This window comes from Stenotrophomonas bentonitica (genome assembly GCF_013185915.1).
GTDB classification, from domain to species: Bacteria; Pseudomonadota; Gammaproteobacteria; order Xanthomonadales; family Xanthomonadaceae; genus Stenotrophomonas; species Stenotrophomonas bentonitica.
In genome coordinates this window covers 2,268,238-2,292,237 of the sequence record NZ_JAAZUH010000001.1, presented here as the reverse complement: position 1 = coordinate 2,292,237, position 24,000 = coordinate 2,268,238, and the positions used below count along the sequence as shown (strand labels likewise).

At 64.2% G+C, this 24,000-nt stretch carries 17 protein-coding genes; 10 read left to right on the top strand and 7 right to left on the bottom strand.

The annotated features are described in order from the left end of the window. Positions 1–200: 200 nt before the first annotated feature. The gene (locus HGB51_RS10130) at positions 201–347 is read left to right on the top strand and encodes a hypothetical protein (protein WP_171966802.1); all 147 of its coding nucleotides are present in this window, start codon (positions 201–203) and stop codon (positions 345–347) included. Between the two features lie 114 nt (positions 348–461). Here HGB51_RS10130 and HGB51_RS10125 read toward each other — a convergent pair whose 3' ends face one another. The 4 genes from HGB51_RS10125 to HGB51_RS10110 form a co-directional block, all read right to left on the bottom strand. Continuing rightward, complete coding sequence (locus tag HGB51_RS10125; protein WP_171966801.1) at positions 462–1,139, bottom strand: RES family NAD+ phosphorylase; 678 nt, start codon at positions 1,137–1,139, stop codon at positions 462–464. Between the two features lie 20 nt (positions 1,140–1,159). Further along, entirely contained in the window at positions 1,160–2,164 is a 1,005-nt protein-coding gene (locus HGB51_RS10120; RefSeq protein WP_141739066.1) for a hypothetical protein, read from the bottom strand. Positions 2,165–2,360: 196 nt separating this feature from the next. After that, entirely contained in the window at positions 2,361–3,680 is a 1,320-nt protein-coding gene (locus HGB51_RS10115) for a peptidase MATCAP family protein (protein ID WP_216666727.1), read from the bottom strand. Between the two features lie 126 nt (positions 3,681–3,806). Then, positions 3,807–4,484, bottom strand: a complete 678-nt coding sequence (locus HGB51_RS10110) for a VOC family protein (protein WP_070207070.1) — start codon at positions 4,482–4,484, stop codon at positions 3,807–3,809. Positions 4,485–4,722: 238 nt separating this feature from the next. Here HGB51_RS10110 and HGB51_RS10105 point away from each other — a divergent pair, with 238 nt between their 5' ends. From HGB51_RS10105 to yidA, 4 genes are all read left to right on the top strand, one after another. Beyond that, a complete protein-coding gene (locus HGB51_RS10105) occupies positions 4,723–5,253 on the top strand; it encodes a hypothetical protein (RefSeq protein WP_084738873.1) in 531 nt (176 codons plus the stop codon). Positions 5,254–5,302: 49 nt separating this feature from the next. Then, positions 5,303–5,857, top strand: coding sequence for a hypothetical protein (locus HGB51_RS10100; protein WP_246233421.1), 555 nt, complete (start codon positions 5,303–5,305; stop codon positions 5,855–5,857). A 59-nt stretch (positions 5,858–5,916) separates the two neighbouring features. Then, entirely contained in the window at positions 5,917–7,623 is a 1,707-nt protein-coding gene (locus HGB51_RS10095) for a peptidoglycan-binding protein (RefSeq protein WP_070207073.1), read from the top strand. Positions 7,624–7,769: 146 nt separating this feature from the next. After that, positions 7,770–8,603: a sugar-phosphatase gene (yidA, locus tag HGB51_RS10090; protein WP_070207074.1), complete on the top strand. Its 834-nt coding sequence runs from the start codon at positions 7,770–7,772 to the stop codon at positions 8,601–8,603. A 92-nt stretch (positions 8,604–8,695) separates the two neighbouring features. On the opposite strand, the gene HGB51_RS10085 is transcribed toward yidA, so the two are convergent. Continuing rightward, complete coding sequence (locus tag HGB51_RS10085; RefSeq protein WP_070207075.1) at positions 8,696–9,403, bottom strand: basic secretory protein-like protein; 708 nt, start codon at positions 9,401–9,403, stop codon at positions 8,696–8,698. 311 nt (positions 9,404–9,714) lie between these two features. On the opposite strand from HGB51_RS10085, the gene HGB51_RS10080 reads away from it, so the two are divergent. Then, entirely contained in the window at positions 9,715–12,462 is a 2,748-nt protein-coding gene (locus HGB51_RS10080) for a TonB-dependent receptor plug domain-containing protein (RefSeq protein WP_084738874.1), read from the top strand. A 59-nt stretch (positions 12,463–12,521) separates the two neighbouring features. Here HGB51_RS10080 and HGB51_RS10075 read toward each other — a convergent pair whose 3' ends face one another. Further along, a complete protein-coding gene (locus tag HGB51_RS10075) occupies positions 12,522–14,789 on the bottom strand; it encodes an ESPR-type extended signal peptide-containing protein (protein WP_070207076.1) in 2,268 nt (755 codons plus the stop codon). A gap of 356 nt (positions 14,790–15,145) precedes the next feature. Between HGB51_RS10075 and HGB51_RS10070 the strand changes: the two genes are divergently transcribed. From HGB51_RS10070 to HGB51_RS10055, 4 genes are all read left to right on the top strand, one after another. Next, complete coding sequence (locus HGB51_RS10070; RefSeq protein WP_070207101.1) at positions 15,146–18,745, top strand: ATP-binding protein; 3,600 nt, start codon at positions 15,146–15,148, stop codon at positions 18,743–18,745. A 56-nt stretch (positions 18,746–18,801) separates the two neighbouring features. Continuing rightward, positions 18,802–19,449, top strand: a complete 648-nt coding sequence (locus HGB51_RS10065; protein WP_070207077.1) for a response regulator — start codon at positions 18,802–18,804, stop codon at positions 19,447–19,449. 141 nt (positions 19,450–19,590) lie between these two features. Further along, a complete protein-coding gene (locus HGB51_RS10060) occupies positions 19,591–21,195 on the top strand; it encodes a CoA transferase (protein WP_084738877.1) in 1,605 nt (534 codons plus the stop codon). 16 nt (positions 21,196–21,211) lie between these two features. After that, positions 21,212–22,495, top strand: a complete 1,284-nt coding sequence (locus tag HGB51_RS10055) for a carbohydrate porin (protein ID WP_171966800.1) — start codon at positions 21,212–21,214, stop codon at positions 22,493–22,495. Between the two features lies 1 nt (position 22,496). Here the strand turns inward: HGB51_RS10055 and HGB51_RS10050 are convergent, their stop codons facing one another. Then, positions 22,497–23,999: a YifB family Mg chelatase-like AAA ATPase gene (locus HGB51_RS10050; RefSeq protein ID WP_070207079.1), complete on the bottom strand. Its 1,503-nt coding sequence runs from the start codon at positions 23,997–23,999 to the stop codon at positions 22,497–22,499. Position 24,000 lies beyond the last annotated feature (1 nt).

Sequence of the window (24,000 nt, the reverse complement as noted above, 5' to 3'; positions counted from 1 at the left end):
GGATAGGGACATGAGTGCATTCCATCGTGGAATAAGCTTTGCCATGGATCTCGGCAAAATCCATGAAAACAAGGTGTTTGGGTAAGAGTTCAGGCCCACGCTTGACGAATTCGTATGCAAATTGCCACATGGTTTTAACCGTCCCCTGCACAGCATGATCCTGACCGCGGCATCCCGCCCGCGGCTTCCGGAGATCCGAGATGGCCCAGCAGCGCAATCAGAGTTCCCAGCAGAACCAGCGTGGTCAGCAGGAGGGGCGCGGACGCGACCAGCAGCAGCAACAGCAGCAGGAACAGCAGCAGCGCAACCAGAACCAGCAGCAGGGCTGGAAGGACGAAGAAGAGTGACGGCTGGCTGTAGCGCCGGACGATGAGGCCCCGCTTCGGCGGGGCCTTTTTGCTCTGATATGCCAGGTGCGGATGCCCCGGACCACTAATCATCACCTTGCAGGAGGCCGGGTACTACGTCACATCGTCGTCGATGATCGATGTCGCAAGTCTGTCGTAGGGCGTCCAGTGGAACCCGTGTTGCCGCAGAGTACGAACAATGAGTTCAATTCCTTTATCACTGTCCAGGTTCATGGAGCGTCCAACCTTTATCCACCCCGATGGCGCCGAAGGCAAACTGTAGGTAAGGAACACAGTGGAATCTTCGAACTGGCGAGACTTCCAGCTCAGCATCGGCATCTTCGAGATGGGCGGCACCAGGCTGCGTAGACAGTCCAGCATCTCCCGGGCCTCCCCGTGAGTCGACCCGTGATCGTTGGTACGGGTCAATTCATTGACCGCCAGGACTTCAGGGCCATCGCCATTGGGGAACAGGTGCAGAACACCTGGTCTGCTCAGTGATATCCGACGTTTGTCGGCGCCAGTCCAGCGCACCTTTGAGAGAACAAAGTCCTTGAGCATGTCGGTTGGCAGTTCACAGTCGCCGCCGGGTCCAAGCAGAATGTCGCGGAGCAGAACCTCCCAGAGAGCCCCCTCCACACTATCGGCGGCGTAGAACATGGCGTGGGAGCCGCCAGTCAAAGCGAACCGGGCTCTGCTTGCCTGATTGGCCGCAGTAGCGCTGTACTTCCTTCTATGAACGCGATAGAGAACTTCGGTCGGAGTTTCAAGCCACGTTGGTTCGGTGGTCATCCATGGCGCACCTGCAGGCATCAGGCTTCTTCTACCCCCGCTCTGGCGACAGCAAGAACGCGGTCAGGGGCACGTTCCAGCAGTTCAGCAGCGGACGCTCCGTCGAGAGAGTGTCGGCGCGCGTTGAACCACGCCACTTCGCCCCACCCCGTCGTGCGGCGCTGGTTGTCGAAGAAATTCCCATGCTCGCGAACGACGCGCAGGATCTCGGCAAACTTCGCGTGAGGCTGGCCGTCTTTATCAAATTGCCAAGTTGGAAAACGCCAGCTTGCGGTCGGAGTGGGAAGGTAGACCGCAAGCAGCTTTCCTTCGCGACGATACCGTGTGGCCAGCTGGCTTTCGTTCTCTGCTGTGGTTCCCAGGGCGCGACTTACTTCGATGGCTGTGGGCCAGTGCTGCGCCAGCGCGATCCTTTTTGCGGCAGAAGCTGCGGCCAGGCTTAGCTTCGAGGTTTGTCCGTCTTGCGGCCCTGCCAACTCGACCGCAGAGGACGGCCGGCTGGCACGCCTCGACAGAGGCGGATCAATGATGTCGCCATAGAGCTGGCTCCACGCCCGCTGCGTGCTTCTAAGATTGTCCAAGTCCGTGCTCAGGAAGTCGATCATCACATTTCCGTGTAATGCATCTCTCGTCCAGGCCCTGAGAGAATCAGCCCGGCTTACCTCGTTAATTGAACTTGTCTGACCGTTTGGAGACCAGAGGTAAAGACGTCTTTTCGCGACGTTCTTCACATAGAAGGGCGCTGCCTTGAGCCGCTTCTTGCTGGCCGTGGCGGTGGCGAAGCAGGCAGGCGAAAAGAGCGTATGGAAGGCGCCGTCCAACGCCTTGGCCATGTTGACCAGAAAAGGCGAAGGGCCGTCTTGGCGGTCATCGTGGGCGGGTGTCAGGAGCCGGGCGGTTACTCCTTGCACATGACTGTCCCTTCCCAGGAGTCCATCAATCGTGCCCATGTCGCGATCCATGATGATGTGTCCGTCGACGTTGCCGACTTCCAAGTACTCGAATCGAACTTGCTGAGCGGCCATCACATCCTCCAGATGCAGGTTGTCGGAGACGTGCGGTGAGACTCGGCGCACGTTGACCCCCACTGGCCACTATATGTTAGACCTGTTAAACCGACAATGAGCGATGCCTTGGCACGGGCTGGGACTGCTTGGGCCGGGTCAACCTCCAAACAGCAGGTGCAGTGCCCCCAGGCCATGCAAGCGGCGGTTCAAACTGCTACCCCGCTCCAGCCATCAACTCATCCTCAACCGCCGAGAACCGCCCCAGGTCGAACGTATCCAGCCGCATCGCCTGCGCAGCCGTGGAGAACGCCAGCGTTGCCAGCACCCGTTCCGGATGCTGCGCCCATGGCGGCACATAGCGCGGTGGCGCGATCAGCCCGGAGGCGCGATATGGTGCCAGCGTGACCAAGTCACCCAGGTCCACGCGGCCGCAGAACAACAGCCTCAGCGTGTCGCCGCGATTTTCATGCAGGGCGCGCTTGATGAATGCGGTGACCAGCAGCAGGCCTTCGAGGTAGGCGCCGTCCTTGGTGAAACACACGCGGCCGCGAACGTCGCCACCACGGAAGATGCGCGCGGCGCTTCGGTAGCTGTCTTCCTCGGATTGGCCGGCGGCCAGGAAGGCCTTGAAGACATCGATGAAGTCCGCGCCTTCCAAGGCTTCCTGCAACCGGACCACGCGCAGCGCAAGGCGGCGCAGCCGGTTGATGTCCATCGATCCGGTGATGATTTCCGAGAACGTGGCCAGGCCTTCCTGCGTACGCGTCGTGCGTGGCGAGCCTGTACCCAGGCAACGCAGCCATGGCTGGTGCTTGCCATTGAGCAGGGTGCCGGCGTGGATGAAGGCTTCGTGCTCCACCAGCTGGTCCAGGTCCAGCTGCGAGAACAGCGCGTCCGCGCGCAGGCGGATGACCTTGCTGCCGGCCGCGGCCTTGGAGGCCAGTTCGGTATCCAGCACCACTTTCACCGGGTCGTCGGTGAAGAAGGGATCGATGCGCTTGCGCAACATCTCCGAGAAGTCCGGCGCGGGAATGTCATAGGCAATGCGGGGGACGTACTGCGAACCCAGCAGCTGGTCGGTGATGGCCAGCATCTGCGCGGCCGACTGCGCCGTGGTGGTGGTCTGTGAGCGGTACTGGGTACTGGGGTGCCCGTAGAGCAGGGTGGAACACTCGGTGAACTGCGGTGTGCCGATGCTGGAGAGCATGCGCGCGGCCACGCGCATGCTCCACGCGGTGCGGTACAGCCAGTCGCCCACCGGGTGGCCGCGATCCAGACGCTGCAGGATGTCGTCGAGCGCGGCGATGGTTTCGGCGTGGTCCTGCGGCTGGGTAGGCGGGGCCGGCAGTTCCGGCTTGCCGGCACGCCAGCCCTCCAGGAAGCGGGTCTCCGTTTCGATGGGCCACGCCAGGCCGGAGAGGATGCGGATCCTGCCGCCGAGTTTGGCGAGCTGCGCGTCCACCTCCAGCAGGGGCGCAAGGGCAGGATCGTCCCGGGTGGGATCGGTGGCGGGGGCGGCGGTCAGCAGTTCCACGGCGGGCAACCTGGGGTGGGCTGCACCCACTGTGTTGCGGGTACGCTGGGCGCGCAACGGTCCTTCTACCCGTCGCGGCTCAGCAAATGTACTGGCTGCCCAGGTGAATACGCGAACGCGGCGTGTTCAGCCTGCTTGGGGCGCAGTGAGCTGCCAACCTTCGACGTCATCGGCCAGCTGCCCGGCGTCCACATCGCCCAGGGTGACCTCGATCCCGCGTGCATTGGGAAGCACCTTCTGCTCCGGAAACCAGTGGCGGGTGGCATCCACGACGATCAACAGACCTTCGTCGTCGCCCAGTGCGGCGAAGTGCGGGGTCGGCGGGCTGAACGGCTGCAGCCCGAAGGCCGCCTCGGCGCGGGCGGTCAGCGCGGCGACATCGGCAGTGGGCAGGCCCACTTCACTGATGCAGGTGAGCTCGCTGCCGTGGAACGCGCCGGTACGCCCGGAGGCAGGCAACCGCCGCCGACCAATCAGTTCCAGGATCAATGCGTCGGGGCCGTCGTAGTAGATCGACTCCGACTCCCAGCGCCCACCGAAGGTGAAGTGCGCCTCGCCCTTGGCATTGCGCTGCAACGGCGAGCGTTCCAGCAGCCAGGTGGTGGCGGCCTCGAAGCGGTCGGCCGGGACGTTGAAGGCAAGGTGGACGCCACCTACCGGGTCACTGCCCGCGTCGCGAAGCTGCAGCGTGGTCCAGCCGATCTGAACGGCACTCCCCGTTACAGGCAGTTGCATGACCTCGCCGAACCACGAAGCGACTGCGGTTACATCAGAGACCGGAAGCTGGAGAACGTTGATACGCATCGTGCCAATCACCAGAACGCAGGGGCGGGTGTCAAAGGGCTGACATCGCCAGGGAAGACAATAAAAGCACCCGCATTACAGTGTGATGAGCTTCACGTAAATCACGTGCCTCACATCACGCATGGCATGCGCAAGCCGCGATGTAGCGGATATGTGAACGCCATCGCATTGGCGCGTCGCTATGCTACGCGACCCGGCGTAGTGTGATGTGCGCCACGACACGAATCAGGAGGATCCGTTGTCCCATCATCGTTCCATGACCCTGCTCGCCGTTTCGCTGAGCATCCTGCTGGCCGCGTGCAAGCCCGACGCCGCCGCCATCGCACCTGCAAACGCGACCCCACCGTCTACCACGGCGTCCACCGTCGCCCCCGAAGCCAGCGAACCTGCCGCACCCGCTGCGACCACCGCTGATGCGACCGCCAGCTGCGCCCACGCAGACTTCGAAGCGTTCCTGCCGCAGTTCGGCCGCGAAATCACTCTGCAGGAAAAATCCGTGGCCGACCCCCTGGTCAGCGAGCGCTACGACACCCAGGGCGACGAGCCCAAACTAGTGACCGAAAACGTGCCGCTGGCCGATGTGACCTGGCCGGTGATGCCCAATCCGTCCGGTCTGAAGGACATGGGCCGGGAGATGCAGGTGAGCCGGCAGGACGACGGCAGCATGAAGGTGCTGATCCGTACGCCCGACACCAGCAACCAGCAGTCGTACTACTTCGCCCAGCGCCCGTGCTGGCAGCTGGTGCGCATGACCGACGAGTCGATCTGAGTTGCAGGGCCGCGTCCGCACGCGGCCCTTTTCCACAACGGAGCCTGTGATGTCGAAACTGCGTTTCGTACCCGCGTTCGCCCTACTGTTGGCCGCGTGCAGTGCACCCACCGGAACACCCGGCGCCGCCGCCACACCCGAGCCTGCCGCCGCAGCGCCGGCGGCCGCCGCGGCTACCCCTTCACCCACCCAGCAGGAAGAGAAAGGCATGCACAAGGAATGCGCAGGTGCACGGCTGCACCTGACCGCGTTGCCAGCCCAGGACGGGCAGGCGACGCAGACGCGCCTGGACATCGAGAAGGACGGCCAGCGCCGCACCGTCGATGCCCCGGCTGAAATGAGTGGCTACACCGCCGTTGGCCTGGCCTGCGTTGAAGACGCGCAGGGAACACCGTATTTCGTGGTGCAGTACGGCGAGCTGCCGTACGGCTGTGCGTTCTGCGAATGGTTCTACCTGTACGACGCCAATGGCAAGCAGCTCACCCACAGCAACCCGCCGGTGCGCGGCGAAGGCGAGGCGCAGTCGCCCAACAACGACGAGTACTCCCAGCTCATCGCCAAGCTCGGCATCAAACACCCGGAGGTGGACGACATCGAAGACTGAAACACTGGAGCAACACCCTTTAAGGAAAGCCCCTTTCTCACAGAATGGATAGCACAGACATGCCCAACGACATCTACACCAGCATGGTGCAGCCGCCCGGAGCGGCGTACCGCAGCAGCCAGATCGAGCCGTGGAGCCACTACCGCGAGCCGATCGACGAAACCCGACCCCTGCATGGCCAGTCGCGCCGCTGGGGCGACGCCTCGCCGGAAGTGCAGTCGCGCGTGATCGACTCACTGATCGAATCCTCGCGCGAGGCCGGTCTGACCCCGCGCGAAACCGCCTACGTACTGGCCATTGCCCGCGTGGAATCCGGCTTCAATCCGGATGCCGCCGCCGGCACCACCTCGGCCTCGGGCCTGGGCCAGTTCATCGACAGGACCGGCAAGCACTACGGCCTGAACAATGCCAACCGTTTCGACGTGGACGCGCAGTCCGACGCACTGGTGGCGCACTTCGTCGACAACCGCAACCTGGCGCGTGATCGCGGCCAGGGCGAAGACTACATCTACAAGTACCACCACGACGGCCCGACCAGGGACTACGGCGGCCTCGGCCTGTCGCAGCGCAAGGTGGCGCCGCACCTGGATGAGTACGAGCAGTTCGTGAACCAGCGCCTGGGCCAGACCCTGGACCAGAGTCCCACCCAGCAGCAGCAAGCGGCACCGGGTGCCGCCGCAGCGGCCGTCGGTGCGGCGGCGCAGGCGCGTTCGTACGAGCACACCATGCAGGTAATGCTGCCGCCGCAGAACGGGGTGAAGCCGCACATTACAGGGCACTTCGGTGAGCACCGCGGCGAGAAGGCGCACGGTGGCAGCGACTTCAACTACGTGGGGGGCCAGACCGGCCGCAACCTGCAGCACCCGACCATCCACGCGCCGATTGCCGGCACCGTGACCTCGGTGGGCGGGAAGTACGGCACGGTGATGATCCAGGACGCGGACGGTATCTCGCACCAGATCCTGCACATGCAGAGCACCCAGGTGAAGGTTGGCCAGCACGTGGAACCGGGCGATCCGATCGGTACCATGGGTGGTCGCGGCCCGCAGGGCGCGAACCAGTACGCCCAGCACGTGCACTACCAGATGAAGGACGCGTCCGGAAAGCTGATCAACCCGGAAAGCTATTGGAACAAGGGCGTACAGCAGGAGGCGGGCAGGCACGACCACGAGCATGCCCCGGCCGGCACCCTGCGCAAGGGCGACCGCAGCGACGAGGTGACCGAGCTGCAGCAGGCGCTGAACCGCCAGGGCGTACGCGATGCCAACGGCAACCGCCTCGCCGAAGACGGAAAGTTCGGCGACAACACGCGCGAAGCGGTGCTGGCGTTCCAGAAGCAGCAGGGCCTGAAGGACGACGGCGTGGTGGGTCGCGAGACCTCCGCCAGGCTGGCCGCCACCCAAGTCCAGGCAGCGGAGACCCGCAGCCCCACCGGCCCGCAGCTCGGCGACAAGGCGCACCCGGACACGGCGCTGCACAACGCCATCCGCAGCCAGTTGCCGGCGGCGATCTCCAACGAGGCGGCGGCCAACGTCACGCTGCAGGCCAAGCAGGCCGGCATCGACTCGGCAGAGAAGCTGCAGAGCGTGAGCGTGCAGGACGGCAAGGCCTTCGTGATGGGCACCACGCCGGGCTACCGCGCGGCGGTGGACCTCAGCCAGGCCCCACCGCTGGAGCAGACCAATGCGGCTCTGCTGGGCAACAATGAGGCCCAGCAGCAGCGCCAGGTGCAGGAAGAGCAGCAGAAGGTGGCGATGGGCCGCTAAGCCCGCGTCGCCTTAAGCTTGAAGCGTGTGTAGTGATGGAGCCAGCCGGGGCAACCCGGTTGGCTCTTTTTGTTCCGGTGCTCGGCTGCCTTAAACTACGGCGCTGGGCGGTGCCCGGGTACCGGTAGTGAACAGGGTTGAACGAAATGGAGAGTGGGCAGCGTCCGGCGGCGATTGAACTGGTGGCCATCGACATGGATGGCACCCTGCTGGATCCCGCACATCGTCTTACCCCGCGGGTGAAGCAGGCCATCGCCCGCGCCCGCGAGCAGGGCGTCCGCATCGTGCTGACAAGTGGCAGGCCTGTTTCCGGCCTGGCGCCGTTCCTGGACGAACTGGGCATCGACGGCGCCGAGGATTACTGCATCGCCTGCAATGGGGGGCTGGTCACGCGCGTTGCCACCGGCGAGGTGGTGGTGGAGTACCCGCTGGGCTTCGACGACTTCCTGTTCTGCGAGCAGGTTGCGCGCGAGATGGGCGTGCACTTCCAGGCGCTGGACGGCGAGCGCCTGTACACGCCCAACCGTGACATCAGCATCTACACCGTAGCCGACTCCCACCTTTCCCGCGTGCCGCTTTCGTACCGGAGCGTGGCCGAGATGGACCCGGAAATGTCCTTCATCAAACTGATGATGGTGGACGAGCCGCAGGTGCTGGACGCGGTCATTCCGCGCCTGCCTGCCGCATTGACCGAACGCTTCGCGGTGCTCAAGAGCGCCGCGTTCTTCCTGGAAGTGTTCGACCACCGCGCAGGCAAGGGCCCCAGCCTGCAGAAGCTGGCCGAACACCTGGGCATCGACCGCAGCCAGGTGATGGCCATCGGCGACCAGGAGAACGATCTGACCATGCTGCAGTACGCAGGAACCAGCGTGGCGATGGGCAATGCTGTCGACATCGTCAAGGCGACAGCATTGCACCAGACATCAACAAACGCGGAAGACGGTGTCGCCTTGGCAATCGAACGATTCGTTCTCCGGTAGGGTCGGTTCCCAAACGACCGCACGTAACGATGGTCAGTGCATTAGCGCACTGACCTCAAACGGAGAGATGCTTCGGGCGATACGCCACCGCATCACGCCTGCTTCCCGCCCGCCCGCTGCGCAACATAAGCCTCCCACAGCGTGGCCAGATCATTCCCGGTGCGCTGCTTCCACAACGCTGGCGTATAACTGCCCTTGCGCAGCGCTCCATCCAGCGCTTCGACCAACCCCGGATGTTCCGCCTCGCTCCACTTCAGGAACGCGCCGGTAACCCGGTAACCCGTATCCACCTTGTGCTCGGCCTTGACCTGCGCCGGCAGCGCCCAGCCGCCGGCGGCGTTGTCCACGCCGTAGACATCGCGCGCGTAGTCGGCAATGCCTTCCACCAGCCACGACGGCGCCTGCTCGCTGGCATAGCCCGGGTAGCTCTGCACGATATGCATCGCTTCATGGGTGACCAGGTCGGTGTCGTTGGGATGCTTCTCCAGCCAGCGCGGATTGATGGTGATGGTGGCGGCCTTCTCCTTCTCGCCGACATAGGCAACACCGTCGTAGGACGGGTCCATGACGATGCGTACGCTGGAGGGCGCGGCCGGGTGGAAGTCGGCGCGTTCGCGCGGGTAGGCGGAGAAGAAGGTGGCGATGATGCGGTCGCGCACCTCTGCGTTCGTTGAACCGCTCGGGTCCTGGTAGGTCAGCGTGACCCCGTCGCGGGTCTGCGTGATGTCCGCAGCATGTGCGGCGGGGAAGGCGAGGACGGCGGCAACGGCAGGAACGATCAGGCAACGGCGCAAACGCATGGACGGCACTCCGGGACGTGACGGGAAACGCGTGGCGACCACAGCCAGGAATGCTGCAGTGCGGCGCGAGGAACGTGTTGTCGGCGGCTGTCGAGGCCGACAAGCGCGCTGATCCTGCATCAGCCGACGCAATGCCCGCAAGTGCCATTTCGTTCGATCTAATCCGGCAGAAATAGTTTCATTACAAATTATTGACATTCAATTTAGATCGATCTAGAAAAGTCGCTTCCCCACGCACCACGGATCCCCCGCATACCCAACCCTCCTGCGCCGGACCGGCAGCGGGAGACCTTGTACTGGAGAGCTGCAGAATGAAGCGCACGTTGCTGTCGTTGCTGGTGTCGTCCGTACTGATGTCCCCCCTTGCCGCCCAGGCACAAACCACCCCACCGGAAGAAAAGGGTGCCGAGCCCGCCACGCGCCAGCTCGATGCGGTGAATGTCACCGGCTCGCTGATTCCCCGCGCACAGATCGAAGGCCCTTCGCCGGTGACCACCATCACTGCCGAAGAGATTGAAGCCCAAGGCTTCACTACCGTGTTCGACGCGCTGCGCTCGCTGCCCGTAGCAAACGGCTCGGTCCAGGACTCGCAGGGCACCGGCTTCTACACGCCGGGCGCGAAGACGGTCAGCCTGTTCGGGCTGGACCCGAGCTACACGCTCACGCTGCTCAACGGGCGCCCGCTCAACAGCTACCCGCTGGCCTACAACGGCAACACCAGCATCGTGGACATCGCCAACATTCCGCTGGGCATGGTCGAACGCATCGACGTGCTCACCGGCGGGCAGTCCTCGGTGTACGGCTCGTCGGCCGTGGCCGGCGTGATCAACATCGTGCTGAAGGACAAGGTGGAGGGCGCGCACTTCCGCTACCGCGCCGGCGGCTACAGCGACGGGGGCGGCTCCAGCCAGCGCTTCATCTTCAGCAACGGCCATACCTTCGGCGACCTGGACCTCAGCTATGGGCTGGAGTACACAAAGCAGAAGCCGATCTTCGCCTCCGACCGCAGCGACATCGACAGCGTCAACGACAGCCCGACCGGTCCGCAGGATCCGTCGCGTACCTTCCTGCGCATGCAGATGTCGCCCAACGGCTACATCGACCCGGGCCAGGCCACGTGCGCGCCGCTGTCCTATCTGTTCGATGGCAGCACCAGCTACGCGCACCGCAACGCGGCGGGCACCGGCTACTACTGCGGCAGCCCGAACAACGTCGGCACCGCCACGCTCTACAACAAGAGCGAGGACGTGAACGCAACCACCTTCCTGCGCTACCACCTCAGTGAAACCACCGAGCTGTACTCGGACATCCTCTTCAGCTACGGCCGGCCGACCTACTCGGGCGGCAGCCCGTTCTGGAACAAGACCTTCTACAACCAGACCAGCGGCAACTACGAGCAGTGGCAACGCATCTACGCGCCCGAAGAAGTGGGCATGGATTCGAAGGACCAGCGCGTCTACACCCGCTCGTGGAACATCACCGCAGGTGCGCGCGGCGGGCTGGGCGATACCGGGTTCGACTACGACGTGTACGTGAACCGCTCCAGCACCGACGTGACCCGCAAGTCCACCGACTTCCTGGCGGTGGGCGGCATCGATGACTACTACCTCGGTCCGCTGCTGGGCAAGGTCAATGGCTACGACGCCTATGCGCCGAACCTGGATGTGCTGTACCAGCCGCTGACCCGTGGGCAGTACGACCAGTTCAGTGGCACCAACCGTGCTGAATCCAACGCGTCGCGCACCGGCGTGACCGCGCTGGTGACCAATACCTCGCTGTTCGGATTGCCTGCCGGCGACGTGGGCTTTGCAATGATCCTGCAGGGCACGCGCGAGAAGTTCTTCAACCAGTCCGCAGATCCCAATTCCGCAGTGCTGTTCCGCGGCCAGACTGCGGGAACCTCGGCCGAAGGCCAGCGTGACCTGTACGCGATTGGCGCCGAACTGCAGGTGCCGATCTTCGACACCTTCAGTGCCAACCTGTCCGGGCGCTATGACAAGTACTCGCTGCAGGGCGGCGGTGGCAACGGCAAGGCAACCTGGAAGCTGGGGCTGGAGTATCGCCCGATCGACTCGCTGCTGCTGCGCGGCAGCTATGCGACCGCCTTCCGCTCGCCGGACATGTTCTACCTGTACTCGCGCGAGAGCAGCGGCTACACCACCAACGTGGACACCTTCCTGTGCCGGCAGGCGGGATTCACCTCCGAGAACTTCGACGAGTGCCCGCAGTCGTCGCTGTCGGTGCTGTCCTCCAGCACCGGCAACCGCGACCTGAAGGACATCACGGCGGAAACGTTCACCTACGGCTTTGTCTGGTCGGCGCTGGACAATGCGTTGAACCTGTCGGTGGACTACAACTCGGTGAAGATCGAGAACGAGGTGTCCATCCTCGGTACCGACAGCATCCTCACCTCCGAAGCCAACTGCCGGCTGGGCACGTCGGAGAACGGTGACGTGAACTTCGACATCAACTCGCCGACCTGCCGCCAGATCCTGGCCCAGGTACAGCGCCTCCCGGCCACCGACCCGATCAATCCCAACGGTGTGTCCAAGGTGTTCTCGTACCCGATCAACCTGGCCAAGCAGCGCCAGACCGGTATCCAGGCGGCGGCCGACTACAAGTGGAGCGCAGGGCGTGCGGGCGACTTCGGGGTGAATGCTGGCTACTACCGGCCGCTGAAGCACGAGCTGCAGCAGCAGGAAGGCGACCCGGTCTACGACATGCTTTGCTGCGCCAACTCCAACGAGCTGCACTACCGGGCGACGTTCGGTGCGAACTGGAACATTGGGGCGTTCAGCACCAACGTGTACGGCATCCGCAACGCGCCGACCTGGAATGCCGTTGGCGAGGAGCGCAACATCGGCCCGTGGACGACCTGGAATGCGACGGTCAACTACCGCATCAACAAGCTGGCCAGCGTGATGTTGACGGCCAACAACCTGACCAACGAGCGACCGCCGGTGGATCGCACCAACGGCAACTGGCCGTACTACGACCAGGGTGTGTACAACGCGTTTGGCCGCTCGATGTTCGTTGAGCTGTCGCTGGACTTCCAGTAATGGAGTGCCGGGGTGGCCGCTATTGCGGCCACCCCATGGCAATGGCGGTTGCCCTGACGTCAGTCGCCCAGTACACCGCTCAAACCAACGTACAAGCCGGTGCCGTCGCGGTTGTTGGAGAAGCCACCTTCGAGACTCCAACGGCCACTTTCGGCGGTGTAGCGGGTACTGACACCTGCAGCGCCTTCTGACTTGTAGCCAGCCGCACCTACCGAGTACGTGACGTGGCCGGGCACGTAGGGCGCCTGTCGTGCCGCCAGGGCGGTTGCAATGCCGGCATGCATGGCCTGCTCAACCTCCTTGATCCGATGCCCCAGGGTGGCATTGCTGAACTCATTGCTGCGATTCAACGTCCAGTCGTAGAGCTGGGAGCCGTTGATGGCTTCCGTGCTGTCCGAGGCAACCCTGCCACGGGCAACATTCGACATCGTGACGGGCGTGCCTTGCTGACCCAGGGTTACCCGGGAGTAGTCAGTCACACCGTTGTTCTGGTCGTAACGGACCGACTGCCTGAGCTGGCCCATGTTGACCGCGTCGGTGTCCTCGCTACCCGCAGCAAGGTTGGTCAGCTGGCGCTCCTGTCCCTGCGTCCCGATAGACACAGTGTCTGCGCGATCGGCAACGGAACCATTACCGATGGACACGGCATTGGACGCAGATGCAACGCTGTCCGAACCCACCGCAAGGGCACCTTCGCCGGAGGCAATGGCAGGCTGATGCTCACGGTCGGTGACGTTGCTGGCAATCAACCCGCTGTCGCCCATGCCACCGGCTGCAAAGCTCGCCTCCAGTTCGTCGACGCGACCGCCCAAGTCCTGCGCATTCCGCTCAATGTCTTCAATGCGGGACGTATGGTCCGCGCCGGTGCCCATGCTGCCTGTCCCAAGTGCGTTCAGCTCCTGCCTCAACCCGGCAATATCGCTGCTTGCCTGATTGGCGCGCCCATCAAGGCTGGCAATTGCATCCCCGACATTGTTCACCGCAATGCCATTCACATGGTAGGTAGGTGCGGAGACTGTGCCGTCGATGTTCATGGTGGCACCGCCGCCGAGTGCATTCGCGAACGAGTGGCCGGTGGCAAAGAGCTGCGCGCCGTTCACAGCCTGCCGGCTCGCGCCGTCCACCGTACCGGCCGACACTCCTTCGAGGGTGCGTGTACCCTCGGAGCCGGTGAAGTCGACCAGCCTGCCGTCCCGAACCTTCGCCACCTCGATGTCGCGGCTCACGTCGTCCTGCTTGACCAGCCCAAGCACGCCGCTGTCTACCTGGTCGCCCAGGTTGTTGATGGAGGCTTCCACGCTGGTGACACGACCGTCCAGCTGGGACACGGCAGTGTTGGTGGCGAACAGCTGCGAACCATTCACTGCGTCGTCGCTGTCCGCGCGGACGCGGCCAGCGCCAACGCCGGAGAGCGTGCGTGCCCCGTCGGTGCCGGCAATACTCAGCGCAGTGCCGCCCTTGTCGGCCGCCACGGTCAGGGCCAACGATGCGGCGTCCTGGCGGACAAGGCCGATTGCCCCATCGCTGATGCTGGTGATCAAGGTGTTGTTGACGTTTGTGATATCTGTCTGCAGCGTGGAGATGCTGCCCTCAACATTGGACATGCGGCCGTCGACGTTGTCGACGCTGGTGGAAAGCAGGTTGATGCTCCCCTCATTCACGGTGAGGCGGTCGCCAAGCCCACTCAGCTCCGTACCGATAGTGTCGAGACCGTTGTTGATCGTTGAGATATCGCCCTGGATCGTGACGATGTTTCCCTCGGCCACGCTCACGCGGTCGCCGAGAGACGCGAGTGAGCGGTTGGTGGCGAACAGCTGCGATCCGTTCACCGCGTCGGTACTGTCTTCGCCCAGCGCGCCCGCGGCCATGTCGGTGATCTGATTGCCATTCATTCTGACGGTACCCAGCATCGAGATGCCAGCGTCGCCTTTGAGTTCCAGCAGGCCATCGTAGTAGCCGGATACGCGAGCGGTGGAGACATTGAAGCCCTGCGCCCCGGTGTCCGTGCCACGATTGTTCAATGAGAACGCGAAGCCGGATACGCAGGTCAGGCCCGCCGGGTCCGTGACGCTGGCAGATCCCATCGAAATGCCGGGTCCGCTGGTGCCGTCGCCATTCGGGCTGCAGAGCTGCAGGCCCGAGTTCTCCGCGTAAGCGGGTTGCGCTGAGATGGACAGAAGGATTACGGCGATGCCAATGGCCAAGGCACCGGCGTGCTGGACGTGCCGTGCCTGCTTCCTGGTGCCGGAGTGCTTCTTCGCCAACTCACTGGCAACTACGAACGTACGCTTGCTGACATTCCAGACAACGCTGTAAACGGTATTCATGACAAAGGTATCCTCACCCAGCGCGGTGGGCGCTCGGCGGCTCGGTAAACGAAGTAATGACCGTATGGCCACGCAGCGCGATGGCGCGGAACGGAGTGCGGCGTTGTCGAGGCAGGCATGCGTCTCGGCGACCGGTGCAATGTAGCGAACCTGCATCGAAGCATCGATGCAACATTTATGAAAGTTGCGAAAATGAGGCCCCGGGCAGGCTTTCATTCACCCTCATCCGCGGAATGTACAACTAATTGCATATCCATAGCGCGGATAATCTCGGGGATGACACGCGCGGTTAACGGGGATAGCATCATTGGAAACTCGAGCTGCAGGCCGCCTTGGGGCCTGCCAAGGAACGCTCCATGCGCCGCGTGATTGTCACCGTTGCCGGAGGCTTGTTCGCGCTGTTTCTGGCGGCCCTGTGCAATGCCCAGAGCCTGACTCTTTCGCCCAAGCAGGAGGCGTGGGTCCGGGAGCATCAGACGGTGCGCGTTGCGGTCTATACGGCGGGATGGCCGCCTTTCGAGGAGTGGAACAACGGGCAGCCTCGCGGTCTGGGTATCGACTATCTCAGCGAAACGCTTCCCCGCCTTGGACTCACGCCGCGCTATGTACCGTTCGATTCCTGGCCGGAAATGGTACGGGCGGCCTGCGACGGCGAGGTCGATCTGGTGATGAACATCTCCATTACCGCGCAACGTACCGAGTGCCTGGTGTTCACCCGCGAGTACGCCAGGGTGCCGGTGGCCGTCGTCGCCCACGTTGACGATCCCCGACCGGCCTTGTCGAGCGACTTCCGTGGTCTTCGCATTGTCACCGAGCGGGGTTTCTCCACGGGTGATTCCGCGCAGGAGCAATACCCGCGAGCCACGCACATATATGTCGACACCACCACGGAGGCGCTGCAGGCGGTCGAGAATCGAACGGCAGACTTGTATGTGGGCAACGCGTACGTCGCGGCACACCTGATCGACGAAGGCGGGTTCGGCGACATCGGTCTGATCCGTGTCAGCGCGTTGCCGGCATTCTCGATCCACTTTGCCGCCCCGAATGCGAACCGGGCGCTGGCCGAGGCGATCAACGTCGCGATGCAGGCCGCCCCGCAGGCGGGCCGGGAAAGCATCGAGCTTCGCTGGCTTCCCGACCTGAGGTGGATCAACGCGGACGACTCGATACTGACCGAGGAAGAGGAGGCGGCGCTGAAGAAGCCACTAAGGTTGGCCTTCCCTCCCAGCGCGGCTCCGATCATTTTCGCAGACGACAGCGGCAGGCCCGGTGGCCTGGTTTCCGACTATCTGGGGCGCTTCGAGGAGATGGGCGCAACCTTCGTTCCCACCCAGGGGGCGACTGCGGGTGCGCGTGGGGCCGCCCAGCAGACTGAAGTGGATGCCGTCATAGCGGCGCTTGATCCCTTGGACGCGAGCCGGGATTGGATCCGCAGCCAACCGATCGTGACCGTTCCCAACGTCATCGTGGTCAGGAGCGGCGCCAATGAACGCGTAATCGACCTACGTGCGCTCTCCAACAGGACGATAGCGATTTCCGATCCTGCACGCCTGGAGCGCCTGGTGTCCCGGACGGCGCGCGCGGTGACATTCATCCATGCGTCCGATGCGGAACATGGCCTGGAGCTTGTCCGTGGCAGGAAGGCAGACGCCTATGTCGGCAACCTGGCCGTGGTAGACGCCGCACTGCGCGGACGGTTCGCAGGTGAACTCCAGGTCTCCGCCCCGGCAGGGTTCGACGACAGCTTCGTACTGTCGGTCCGGAAGGAACGGTACCGGGTCGTTTCCGCATTCGACCGGATGCTGGCGTCCATGTCTCCCCGGGAGCGCTCGGCGATCCGCAACGACTGGTTGGCGGTCGAGTACGGCAATGGAATCGACTGGCAGCGCGTCTCGCGCTGGCTCGTCCCGATTCTGGTGGCAATCGCCATCGCGTTGCTGATGCACGCACGTGGCTACCGCCGACTGCGTGATGAGGTCAGGCAGCGACGGGCGCTCGAGCGTCGCTTTGCCGAGGTGACCTTCAACCTCCCGGCTGTGGTCTATCAGGCATCTGCAGACGAACAGGGCCGGATCGTGTTCCCCTTCGTCGTGGGGGATCTGGTGCCCATGTTCGGGATCTCGGCCGAGCAGGCCATGGCCGATGGCCAATTGCTGGTGGATCGGGTCGAACCCTCCGACCGCGTGAGGCTTCGCGAAGCGATCGACCGTGCAATCGAAGGCGACACGGGCGTCGACATGGAGTTTCGTGCAAGATCCGGCAACGGGTGGCGGTGGATCCGCGCCAACAGTCTTCCCTACCAGGCCGAGGACCAGCGCAGGCATTGGACGGGTTACTGGATCGATGTAACCGACCAGCACCGCCAGTGGCAGGATCTGCTGGAGGCGAAGTCTTCCGCAGAGAATGCAGCCCGCGCCAAAGCCGATTTCCTGGCGACCATGAGCCACGAGATCCGGACCCCCATGAATGGAGTGGTGGGACTGCTGGAGGTGCTCTCGCATACACCGCTGGACGACGAACAGGACAAGATTCTCGACACCATTGAAGATTCTGCACTGATGCTGCGCAGGATCCTGGACGACATCCTGGACTTCTCCCGCCTGGAAGCGGGGGCATTGACGTTGCAGCCACGCCTTCTCGACATCCGCGACATTGCGTATGGGACGGTGCGCATGTTCGAGCCGCTCTACGAGGAGAAGGGGCTTGAAGTCAGTGCGTCCGTCGACGCGGGCGTCGCGCCCCAGCATGTAGGCGACGACGTGCGTCTTCGGCAGGTTCTCTTCAATCTGATGAGCAATGCGATGAAGTTCACGGAGCAGGGCGGGGTCTCCCTGGTGATCCGGTCCACTTCGGAAGCGGACGGCGTGCAGTCGCTCACCCTGGTCGTGACCGATACCGGAATCGGCATAGCGCCGGAGGTTCAGAAGCGGCTGTTCCAGCCGTTCTCCCAGGCGGAGACCGCGACCACGCGCCGCATCGGCGGTACCGGGTTGGGGTTGAGCATCTGCCAGCGCATCGTTGCATTGATGGGGGGCACGATGACGCTGCGGAGCACGCCAGCGGTGGGCACGCAGGTGTGCGTCGAGTTCCCGCTGCGCCTGGCGACAGAGGGCGACAGGCAGTTGGAGCTGCAGCGGATTCAGGAGGAGGATTCCAACCGCTCACCTGCCAGCCGCGGTGGTCTTCGCGTCCTGATTGCGGAGGATCACCCGACCAACAGGATCCTGATGACGTGGTACATGAAGCAGCTTGGCTTGCACCATGACCTTGTTTCCGACGGTCGGCAGGCGCTCGCCGCGCTGGAGCGGAATACATACGACCTGCTCATCACTGACGGGCGCATGCCGGTGATGGACGGTTACGAGCTTGCACGGGCCATTCGCAGCCAGGAGACGCGCGAGGGTACGACACGACTGCCCATCGTCGCCATTACGGCGAGCGTGTACGGAAGCGAAGCAGAGCTCTGGAAGGCGTCAGGCATGGACGGGTTCCTGGCCAAGCCCGTGTCACTCAAAGCCATTCGTTCTACGGTTGACCGATTCACGCGGGGCGACGCCCTGGCACCCGACGGTTCCGACATTCCATCATTGCCGCCAGCGGCGTTGGCGCCGGTGGACGCGCTGGTGGGGCTCCAGGCGCGCCTTGCGAACCAGTATGGCTCCATCGAAGTGGCCGTCGCGATGCTCGCCAGCTTCTGCGACACCATCCGCAAGGACCTGAAACGCCTGGCGCAATTGCGTGCCGGTGCGCTGGAGGTCATGGCGCCTGTCCTCCACCACCTTGCCGGAGGTCTGTACACGGTGGAGCAGCCGTCACTGGGCGAACGCGCAAACGCGGTACGGCAGGGGCTGCTGTCGGGCGTTGAAGAAGCGCGATCGGAGCTGACCCAGCTCGTGACCGATGTGGAAGCGCTGGTCGAAACGATCGAAGCGGAGCTCCACGGCCGTCGGGTGTAGCGGGAGTATGCTTGCCCAACCCCTACCCGGCCCACGCAGGCTTGTAAGGTGATCCCATGGAAACCCGGATCGTCATCGCTGATGATCACCCTGTTGTTCTGATCGGTGCGAGGGCCATCATCGAGTCGGCACGCGTCGGCGTGATCGTGGGTGAAGCCGGCAGTACGGACGCGCTGATCGATCTGCTGGACAACGTCGAGTGCGATGTACTGGTCACCGACTTCTCCATGCCAGGCACGCGCTACGCAGATGGGTTGCGGATGCTGGACGTCATCCATCACCGTCATCCGCAGCTTCCCATCGTGCTCCTGACCATGCTGGATAACGCTGGCGTGCTGAAAACCGCGATGTCCAAGGGTGTTTCCGGCTTGATCGACAAGTCGTCCACGATGGCGGGGCTGGCAAATGCCGTCAACGTGGTGAAACAGGGCGGCGTCTATGTCGCCGAAAGGTGGCGCGAGCCGCTCGAGGCCGACCGCAGGGGACGGGTCTCCGGCTCGCGACAGGTCCGGCTGTCGCCCAGGGAGTACGAGGTGGTGAGGCTGCTGGCCAGTGGATTCAGTGTGAGCGAGATCGCCGCACGACTTGACCGGACGATCAGCACGATCAGTCGGCAGAAAGGGACGGCAATGCGCAAGCTGGGAATCGACAGCGATGCAGGACTGTTCGAGTACGCGCAACACCACGGGCTCCTGAGTCGATGACAGGGCCCGCGGTTGCAGTCATGGCGGTATCTGGATAGTCGCAGCGAAGATTGTGGGCCGCCTGTCGAACGCGGATACTTCTACTCGCATCGCCCGGCCAATGCTGTGTTTCTTCTGCTTTCCAATGCGAAAGGTGCCCAGATGAAAGCCTTATACCCTGCGCGTCGCGAGTTCCTTGTCAATTCGAGCCTGGCCGTCCTGGGCCTCGCGGTGTCTTCAGCCCTGCATGCCCAGGCGCCTGCCAGTGCCACGCCGGATGGCAGTACGGCGTTCGACATCAACCAGGCATTTGCAACCTTCATGCGTGACCTGGGTGGTACCGCAGCAGACGGTGGCGGCAGCGTAACCTTCACCGGCGCCGATCCGATCCTGCGCAGCCACTTCCGTATTGGTGCCAGCATGGCCATACCCGCCATGGGTGCGGGTGTCGGTGCGGCCGCCGTCTGGAAGCTTCGCACCGGGCAAGGCCAGGACCTCAAGGTGGATCTGCGGGATGCGGTCTGGAACGTCAACCCGATGGTGGGGCTGGTTGCCAGGCAGCTGCAGGCCGCGGGTCGCATTCCTCCGGCCGACCCCATCCCGGCCAATCTGACCTGGATGCCCACGGTCAACGGGCTGATGATGCAGGCACCGCTCGGCCTGGATCACCCCATGTCGTTCCGTCCGTTCGCCACGCAGGACGGTCGCTTCATGAACTTCACCGGTGCCTACCCGCATCTGAGCGACAGGATCCTCAATACACTGAAGTGCCCGCCCAATCTGCAGGCGATCGAGGCAGCAAGCCGCAAGTGGAATGCCCTGGAACTGGAAGATGCCCTGGCCGAGGCCCGTGCGGCCGGCGCGATGCATCGAACGACCGAGGAATGGGCGCGCCATCCGGAGGGCATCTTCCTGGCAGGAAAGCCTCTGGTCGAGATCGTCAAGATCGGCGAGTCCGCGCCGATTCCGTTTACCCGGGAGCCGACCCAGCCGCTGTCTGGCATCAAGGTCGTCTCCTGTACCCATGTCATTGCCGGCAGTACGGCGTCACGCACATTGGCCGAGTACGGTGCGGACGTGCTGCACATCGCCAGGGACCAGGGTTTCGAGCACGAGGCGCTGGTCATGGATGTCAACGTGGGAATGCGTTCAACCTTCGTCGACCTTCGCGATGCCCGCCAGCGGCAGCGCTTCGAGCAGCTGCTGCCGCAGACGGATGTGTTCGCCGAGTCCTTCCGTGGCGGTGCCATCGAACGGCTGGGGTTCGGCCCAGCGGAGGTGGCGTCGCGTCGCCCGGGCATCATCTACCTGTCGGTGCGCTGCTACAGCTACGACGGCCCGTGGCGCAACAGGGCCGGCTTCGACATGGAAGGCCTGACCGTTTCGGGATTCACCATGGCTGAAGGGCAGGGCACCCCCCGATTCCCGCCCACCCTGGTCATGAATGACTACATCGCCGGCTATCTGGGGGCCGCAGGCGTGATAGCGGCGCTGCGGCGGCGTGCCGTCGAGGGCGGCTCCTACCATGTCAGGGTGTCCTTGACCCGCGCGGCGATGTGGTACAAGTCGCTCGGACAGTTCGCCACGACCGACTTCGATGCTACCCAGCCCGAGCATCGCATCGGTACGCCGGAGACGATCAGGCGGCAGACCCCGTACGGTGAGGTCGAAAGACTGGCGCCCCAGGTGCGTCTTTCCCGTACGCCGGGGCGATGGCGCGACCCGCTGGTCGCCGTACGCGGCAGCGATCTCCCCACGTGGTCCTGATAACGGGAGCGCAGCCATGCGAACTGTCCTCCATCTTGCCCTGCTCCTACCGCTGTGGGCTGCGGATGCCTCGGCGCAGGAAGTAGCCGGGCCGGATCAAGCCGCCCCGATGGTGCTTTACCCGCCGTTGCTCGAAGGCACGCTTTCTGCCGACGGTGACCAGAAGGCGGCTGATGAAGAAGCCACACGGTCTCCGTTCCCGCGCGACTCCGTCCTTGAGCCCTGGCTCGCGTACAAACAGCGTTTGCAACAACGAACCGGCCTGACCATTGGTGGGTCGTGGGGGCTGCTTTACCAGAACTACTCCAGCAGTCGCGTCGACGAGCACCAGTCCACCGGATCAAAGTTCACGCTCAACCTGGCGTATGACCTGTTCCGCCGGAACTCGCCGGAGGCGCTGACCTTCGCAATGGCGGTGGAAGACCGGCGCCCTGTGTTCGGAAGCGACCTTGCGCCGCTCTTCGCCGGCTTCGCAGCGGGCTCGGCAACGCCCACCGCCGCGACCTGGGGCGACTTCGACGTTGGTGTGACGCAGGCCTACATCCGCCAGAACCTGTTCGGCAACAGGTTCCAGTACACCATTGGCAAGATCTTCGCGCCGAACTTCGTCAACGCTTACCCGTTCTTTGACGACAACCGTCAGTTCCTCAATCAGCAGTTCTCGACCAGCCCGACCATCCAGACCCCGCTGCGCGGCTTTGGCATGGTGGCTGCGTACTATCCAACAGCATCCGGTCTTTACCTGCAGAGCGGGGTCTACACGGCGCGCAGCGACGACACGGGGAGCACGATCGATGACTTCTTCAACACGTCGGAGCGCTTCTATCACTTCGACATCGGGTACTCAGGACGACCCCGCGCGGGACTGCCCATCGAGGCGCGCGGACCTACCGACAGCGACAACGTCCACCTGACCAGCTGGTATCGCGACGCGCAGGCCGACGGCACGCCGCGCTCGTACGGGTTCGCATTCAACGCCAACTGGATGGTAGGTGACAGCGCGATGGTGTTCGTGCGCGGCGGCTGGTCCCAAGACTGGGCACTCAAGAGAAGCGTCTCAACCGGCGTAGGTTGGCGTCCGGGCGGCGCGCCTTCGGACCTGGTGGGCGTTGGAATCGGCTGGACCGAGCCGGAGTCCTCGTTCCTGCGCTCCCAGTACACCGCCGAGGTGTTCTACAGATTCCATATCACGCGGAACCTGGCGATCACCCCAGACCTGCAGGCGGTGATTGATCCTTCTACGAACCCTGACACCAGCATCCTCTGGGTGGCAAGCGTGCGGGCGCGGGTGACGTTCTAGCTCAACCCGAACAGCCCCTGTCCACTTGCCGATAGCCGATTGCCTCAGCCAGGTGCCCGGTGGCGATCCGCTCGCTATGCGCCAGATCCGCCAGGGTTCTGGCAACGCGAAGGATCCGGTGCATGGAGCGGGCTGAGAGCTGAAGCTGTTCAACCGCTGATTCCAGCAGGTGTTGATCGTCGGGCTCGAGTCGGCAGTGGAGGTCCAGCTCCGTCGGTAGCAGCTGGGCATTGGGCTTGCTGCTGCGCTCGAGCTGCACATTGCGCGCGGCCACGACGCGTGCGCGAACGGTGGCACTGTCTTCGCCGCAGGGAGCATTGCTGCGCAGCTCTCTTGGTTCCAGTCGTGGCACCTGCACGTGCAGGTCAATTCGGTCCAGCAGCGGGCCGGACACGCGACCGCGATACCGCTGGATGGCTTCACCGCTGCAACGGCATCGGCCACTGCGGTCGCCGGCCCAGCCGCAGGGGCAGGGGTTCATGGCCGCCACCAGCTGGAAGCGGGAAGGGAACTGGTCGGTGCGCGCGGCACGCGCCACCATCACCGTGCCGGACTCCAGCGGTTCGCGCAGTACTTCAAGGGTGTGGCGACTCCACTCAGGCAGTTCGTCCAGGAACAGCACACCGTTGTGCGCAAGGGAGATTTCACCCGGTCGTGGGTGCGTTCCCCCGCCGACCAGCGAGACTGCGCTGGCGGTGTGGTGCGGGGCGCGATAAGGCCTGTGCCGCCAGCGGGCTGCGTCGATGCCGGCGCCGCTGCAGGAGGCAATGGTGGCGGTTTCCAGTGCCTCGGCTTCTGTCGCATCGGGGAGGATGCCCGGCAGGCGTGAGGCCAGCAGGGTCTTGCCGCAGCCCGGCGTGCCAAGCAGCAGCAGGTGATGGCCGCCGGCCGCCGCCACTTCGAGCGCGCGACGCGCCTGCAGCTGGCCGCGTACGTCGCGCAGGTCGGCGACCGCCAACGGCGTGACAGGAGCGGGTACTGCATGCGGCAGCGAGCGGCTGGCCAGGGAGGCGCAGACCTCCAGCAGGGTGCGGGCTACCCGCACGTCGGCGTGCTGGGCCAGTGCCGCTTCTTCACCGTTGCCCGCCGCGAGTATCAGCGTACGCCCCTGCTGGGCGGCGGCAATGGCAGCGGGGAGGGCGCCATCCACACCGCGCAGTTCGCCGGTGAGGGCGAGTTCGCCAAGAAACTCGTAGTTGGCCAGCAGGTGCCGGTCGATCTGGTCGCTGGCGGCCAGGATGCCGAGCGCGATGGCCAGGTCGAAGCGCCCGCCCTCCTTGGGCAGGTCGGCCGGCGCCAGGTTGATCAGGATGCGCTGCTGCGGGTAGTCGAAGCGTGCGCAGAGAAGCGCGGCACGCACCCGGTCGCGCGACTCGCGCACGGCGGCCTCGGGCAGGCCGACCATGGTGGTATGCGGCAGCCCACCGCTCAACATCACTTCAATGCGTACCGCCGGCGCAGCAATGCCAACACGCGCGCGGCTGTGCACCAGCGCAATGCTCATG

Excerpts from the sequence above, each read along its gene's own strand:
- HGB51_RS10130 (WP_171966802.1), top strand. The coding sequence starts at position 201 with ATGGCCCAGCAGCGCAATCAGAGTTCCCAGCAGAACCAGCGTGGTCAG.
- HGB51_RS10125 (WP_171966801.1), bottom strand. The coding sequence starts at position 1,139 with ATGACCACCGAACCAACGTGGCTTGAAACTCCGACCGAAGTTCTCTAT.
- HGB51_RS10120 (WP_141739066.1), bottom strand. The coding sequence starts at position 2,164 with ATGGCCGCTCAGCAAGTTCGATTCGAGTACTTGGAAGTCGGCAACGTC.
- HGB51_RS10110 (WP_070207070.1), bottom strand. The coding sequence starts at position 4,484 with ATGCGTATCAACGTTCTCCAGCTTCCGGTCTCTGATGTAACCGCAGTC.
- HGB51_RS10100 (WP_246233421.1), top strand. The coding sequence starts at position 5,303 with ATGTCGAAACTGCGTTTCGTACCCGCGTTCGCCCTACTGTTGGCCGCG.
- HGB51_RS10095 (WP_070207073.1), top strand. The coding sequence starts at position 5,917 with ATGCCCAACGACATCTACACCAGCATGGTGCAGCCGCCCGGAGCGGCG.
- yidA (WP_070207074.1), top strand. The coding sequence starts at position 7,770 with ATGGAGAGTGGGCAGCGTCCGGCGGCGATTGAACTGGTGGCCATCGAC.
- HGB51_RS10085 (WP_070207075.1), bottom strand. The coding sequence starts at position 9,403 with ATGCGTTTGCGCCGTTGCCTGATCGTTCCTGCCGTTGCCGCCGTCCTC.
- HGB51_RS10080 (WP_084738874.1), top strand. The coding sequence starts at position 9,715 with ATGAAGCGCACGTTGCTGTCGTTGCTGGTGTCGTCCGTACTGATGTCC.
- HGB51_RS10075 (WP_070207076.1), bottom strand. The coding sequence starts at position 14,789 with ATGAATACCGTTTACAGCGTTGTCTGGAATGTCAGCAAGCGTACGTTC.
- HGB51_RS10070 (WP_070207101.1), top strand. The coding sequence starts at position 15,146 with ATGCGCCGCGTGATTGTCACCGTTGCCGGAGGCTTGTTCGCGCTGTTT.
- HGB51_RS10065 (WP_070207077.1), top strand. The coding sequence starts at position 18,802 with ATGGAAACCCGGATCGTCATCGCTGATGATCACCCTGTTGTTCTGATC.
- HGB51_RS10060 (WP_084738877.1), top strand. The coding sequence starts at position 19,591 with ATGAAAGCCTTATACCCTGCGCGTCGCGAGTTCCTTGTCAATTCGAGC.
- HGB51_RS10055 (WP_171966800.1), top strand. The coding sequence starts at position 21,212 with ATGCGAACTGTCCTCCATCTTGCCCTGCTCCTACCGCTGTGGGCTGCG.
- HGB51_RS10050 (WP_070207079.1), bottom strand. The coding sequence starts at position 23,999 with ATGAGCATTGCGCTGGTGCACAGCCGCGCGCGTGTTGGCATTGCTGCG.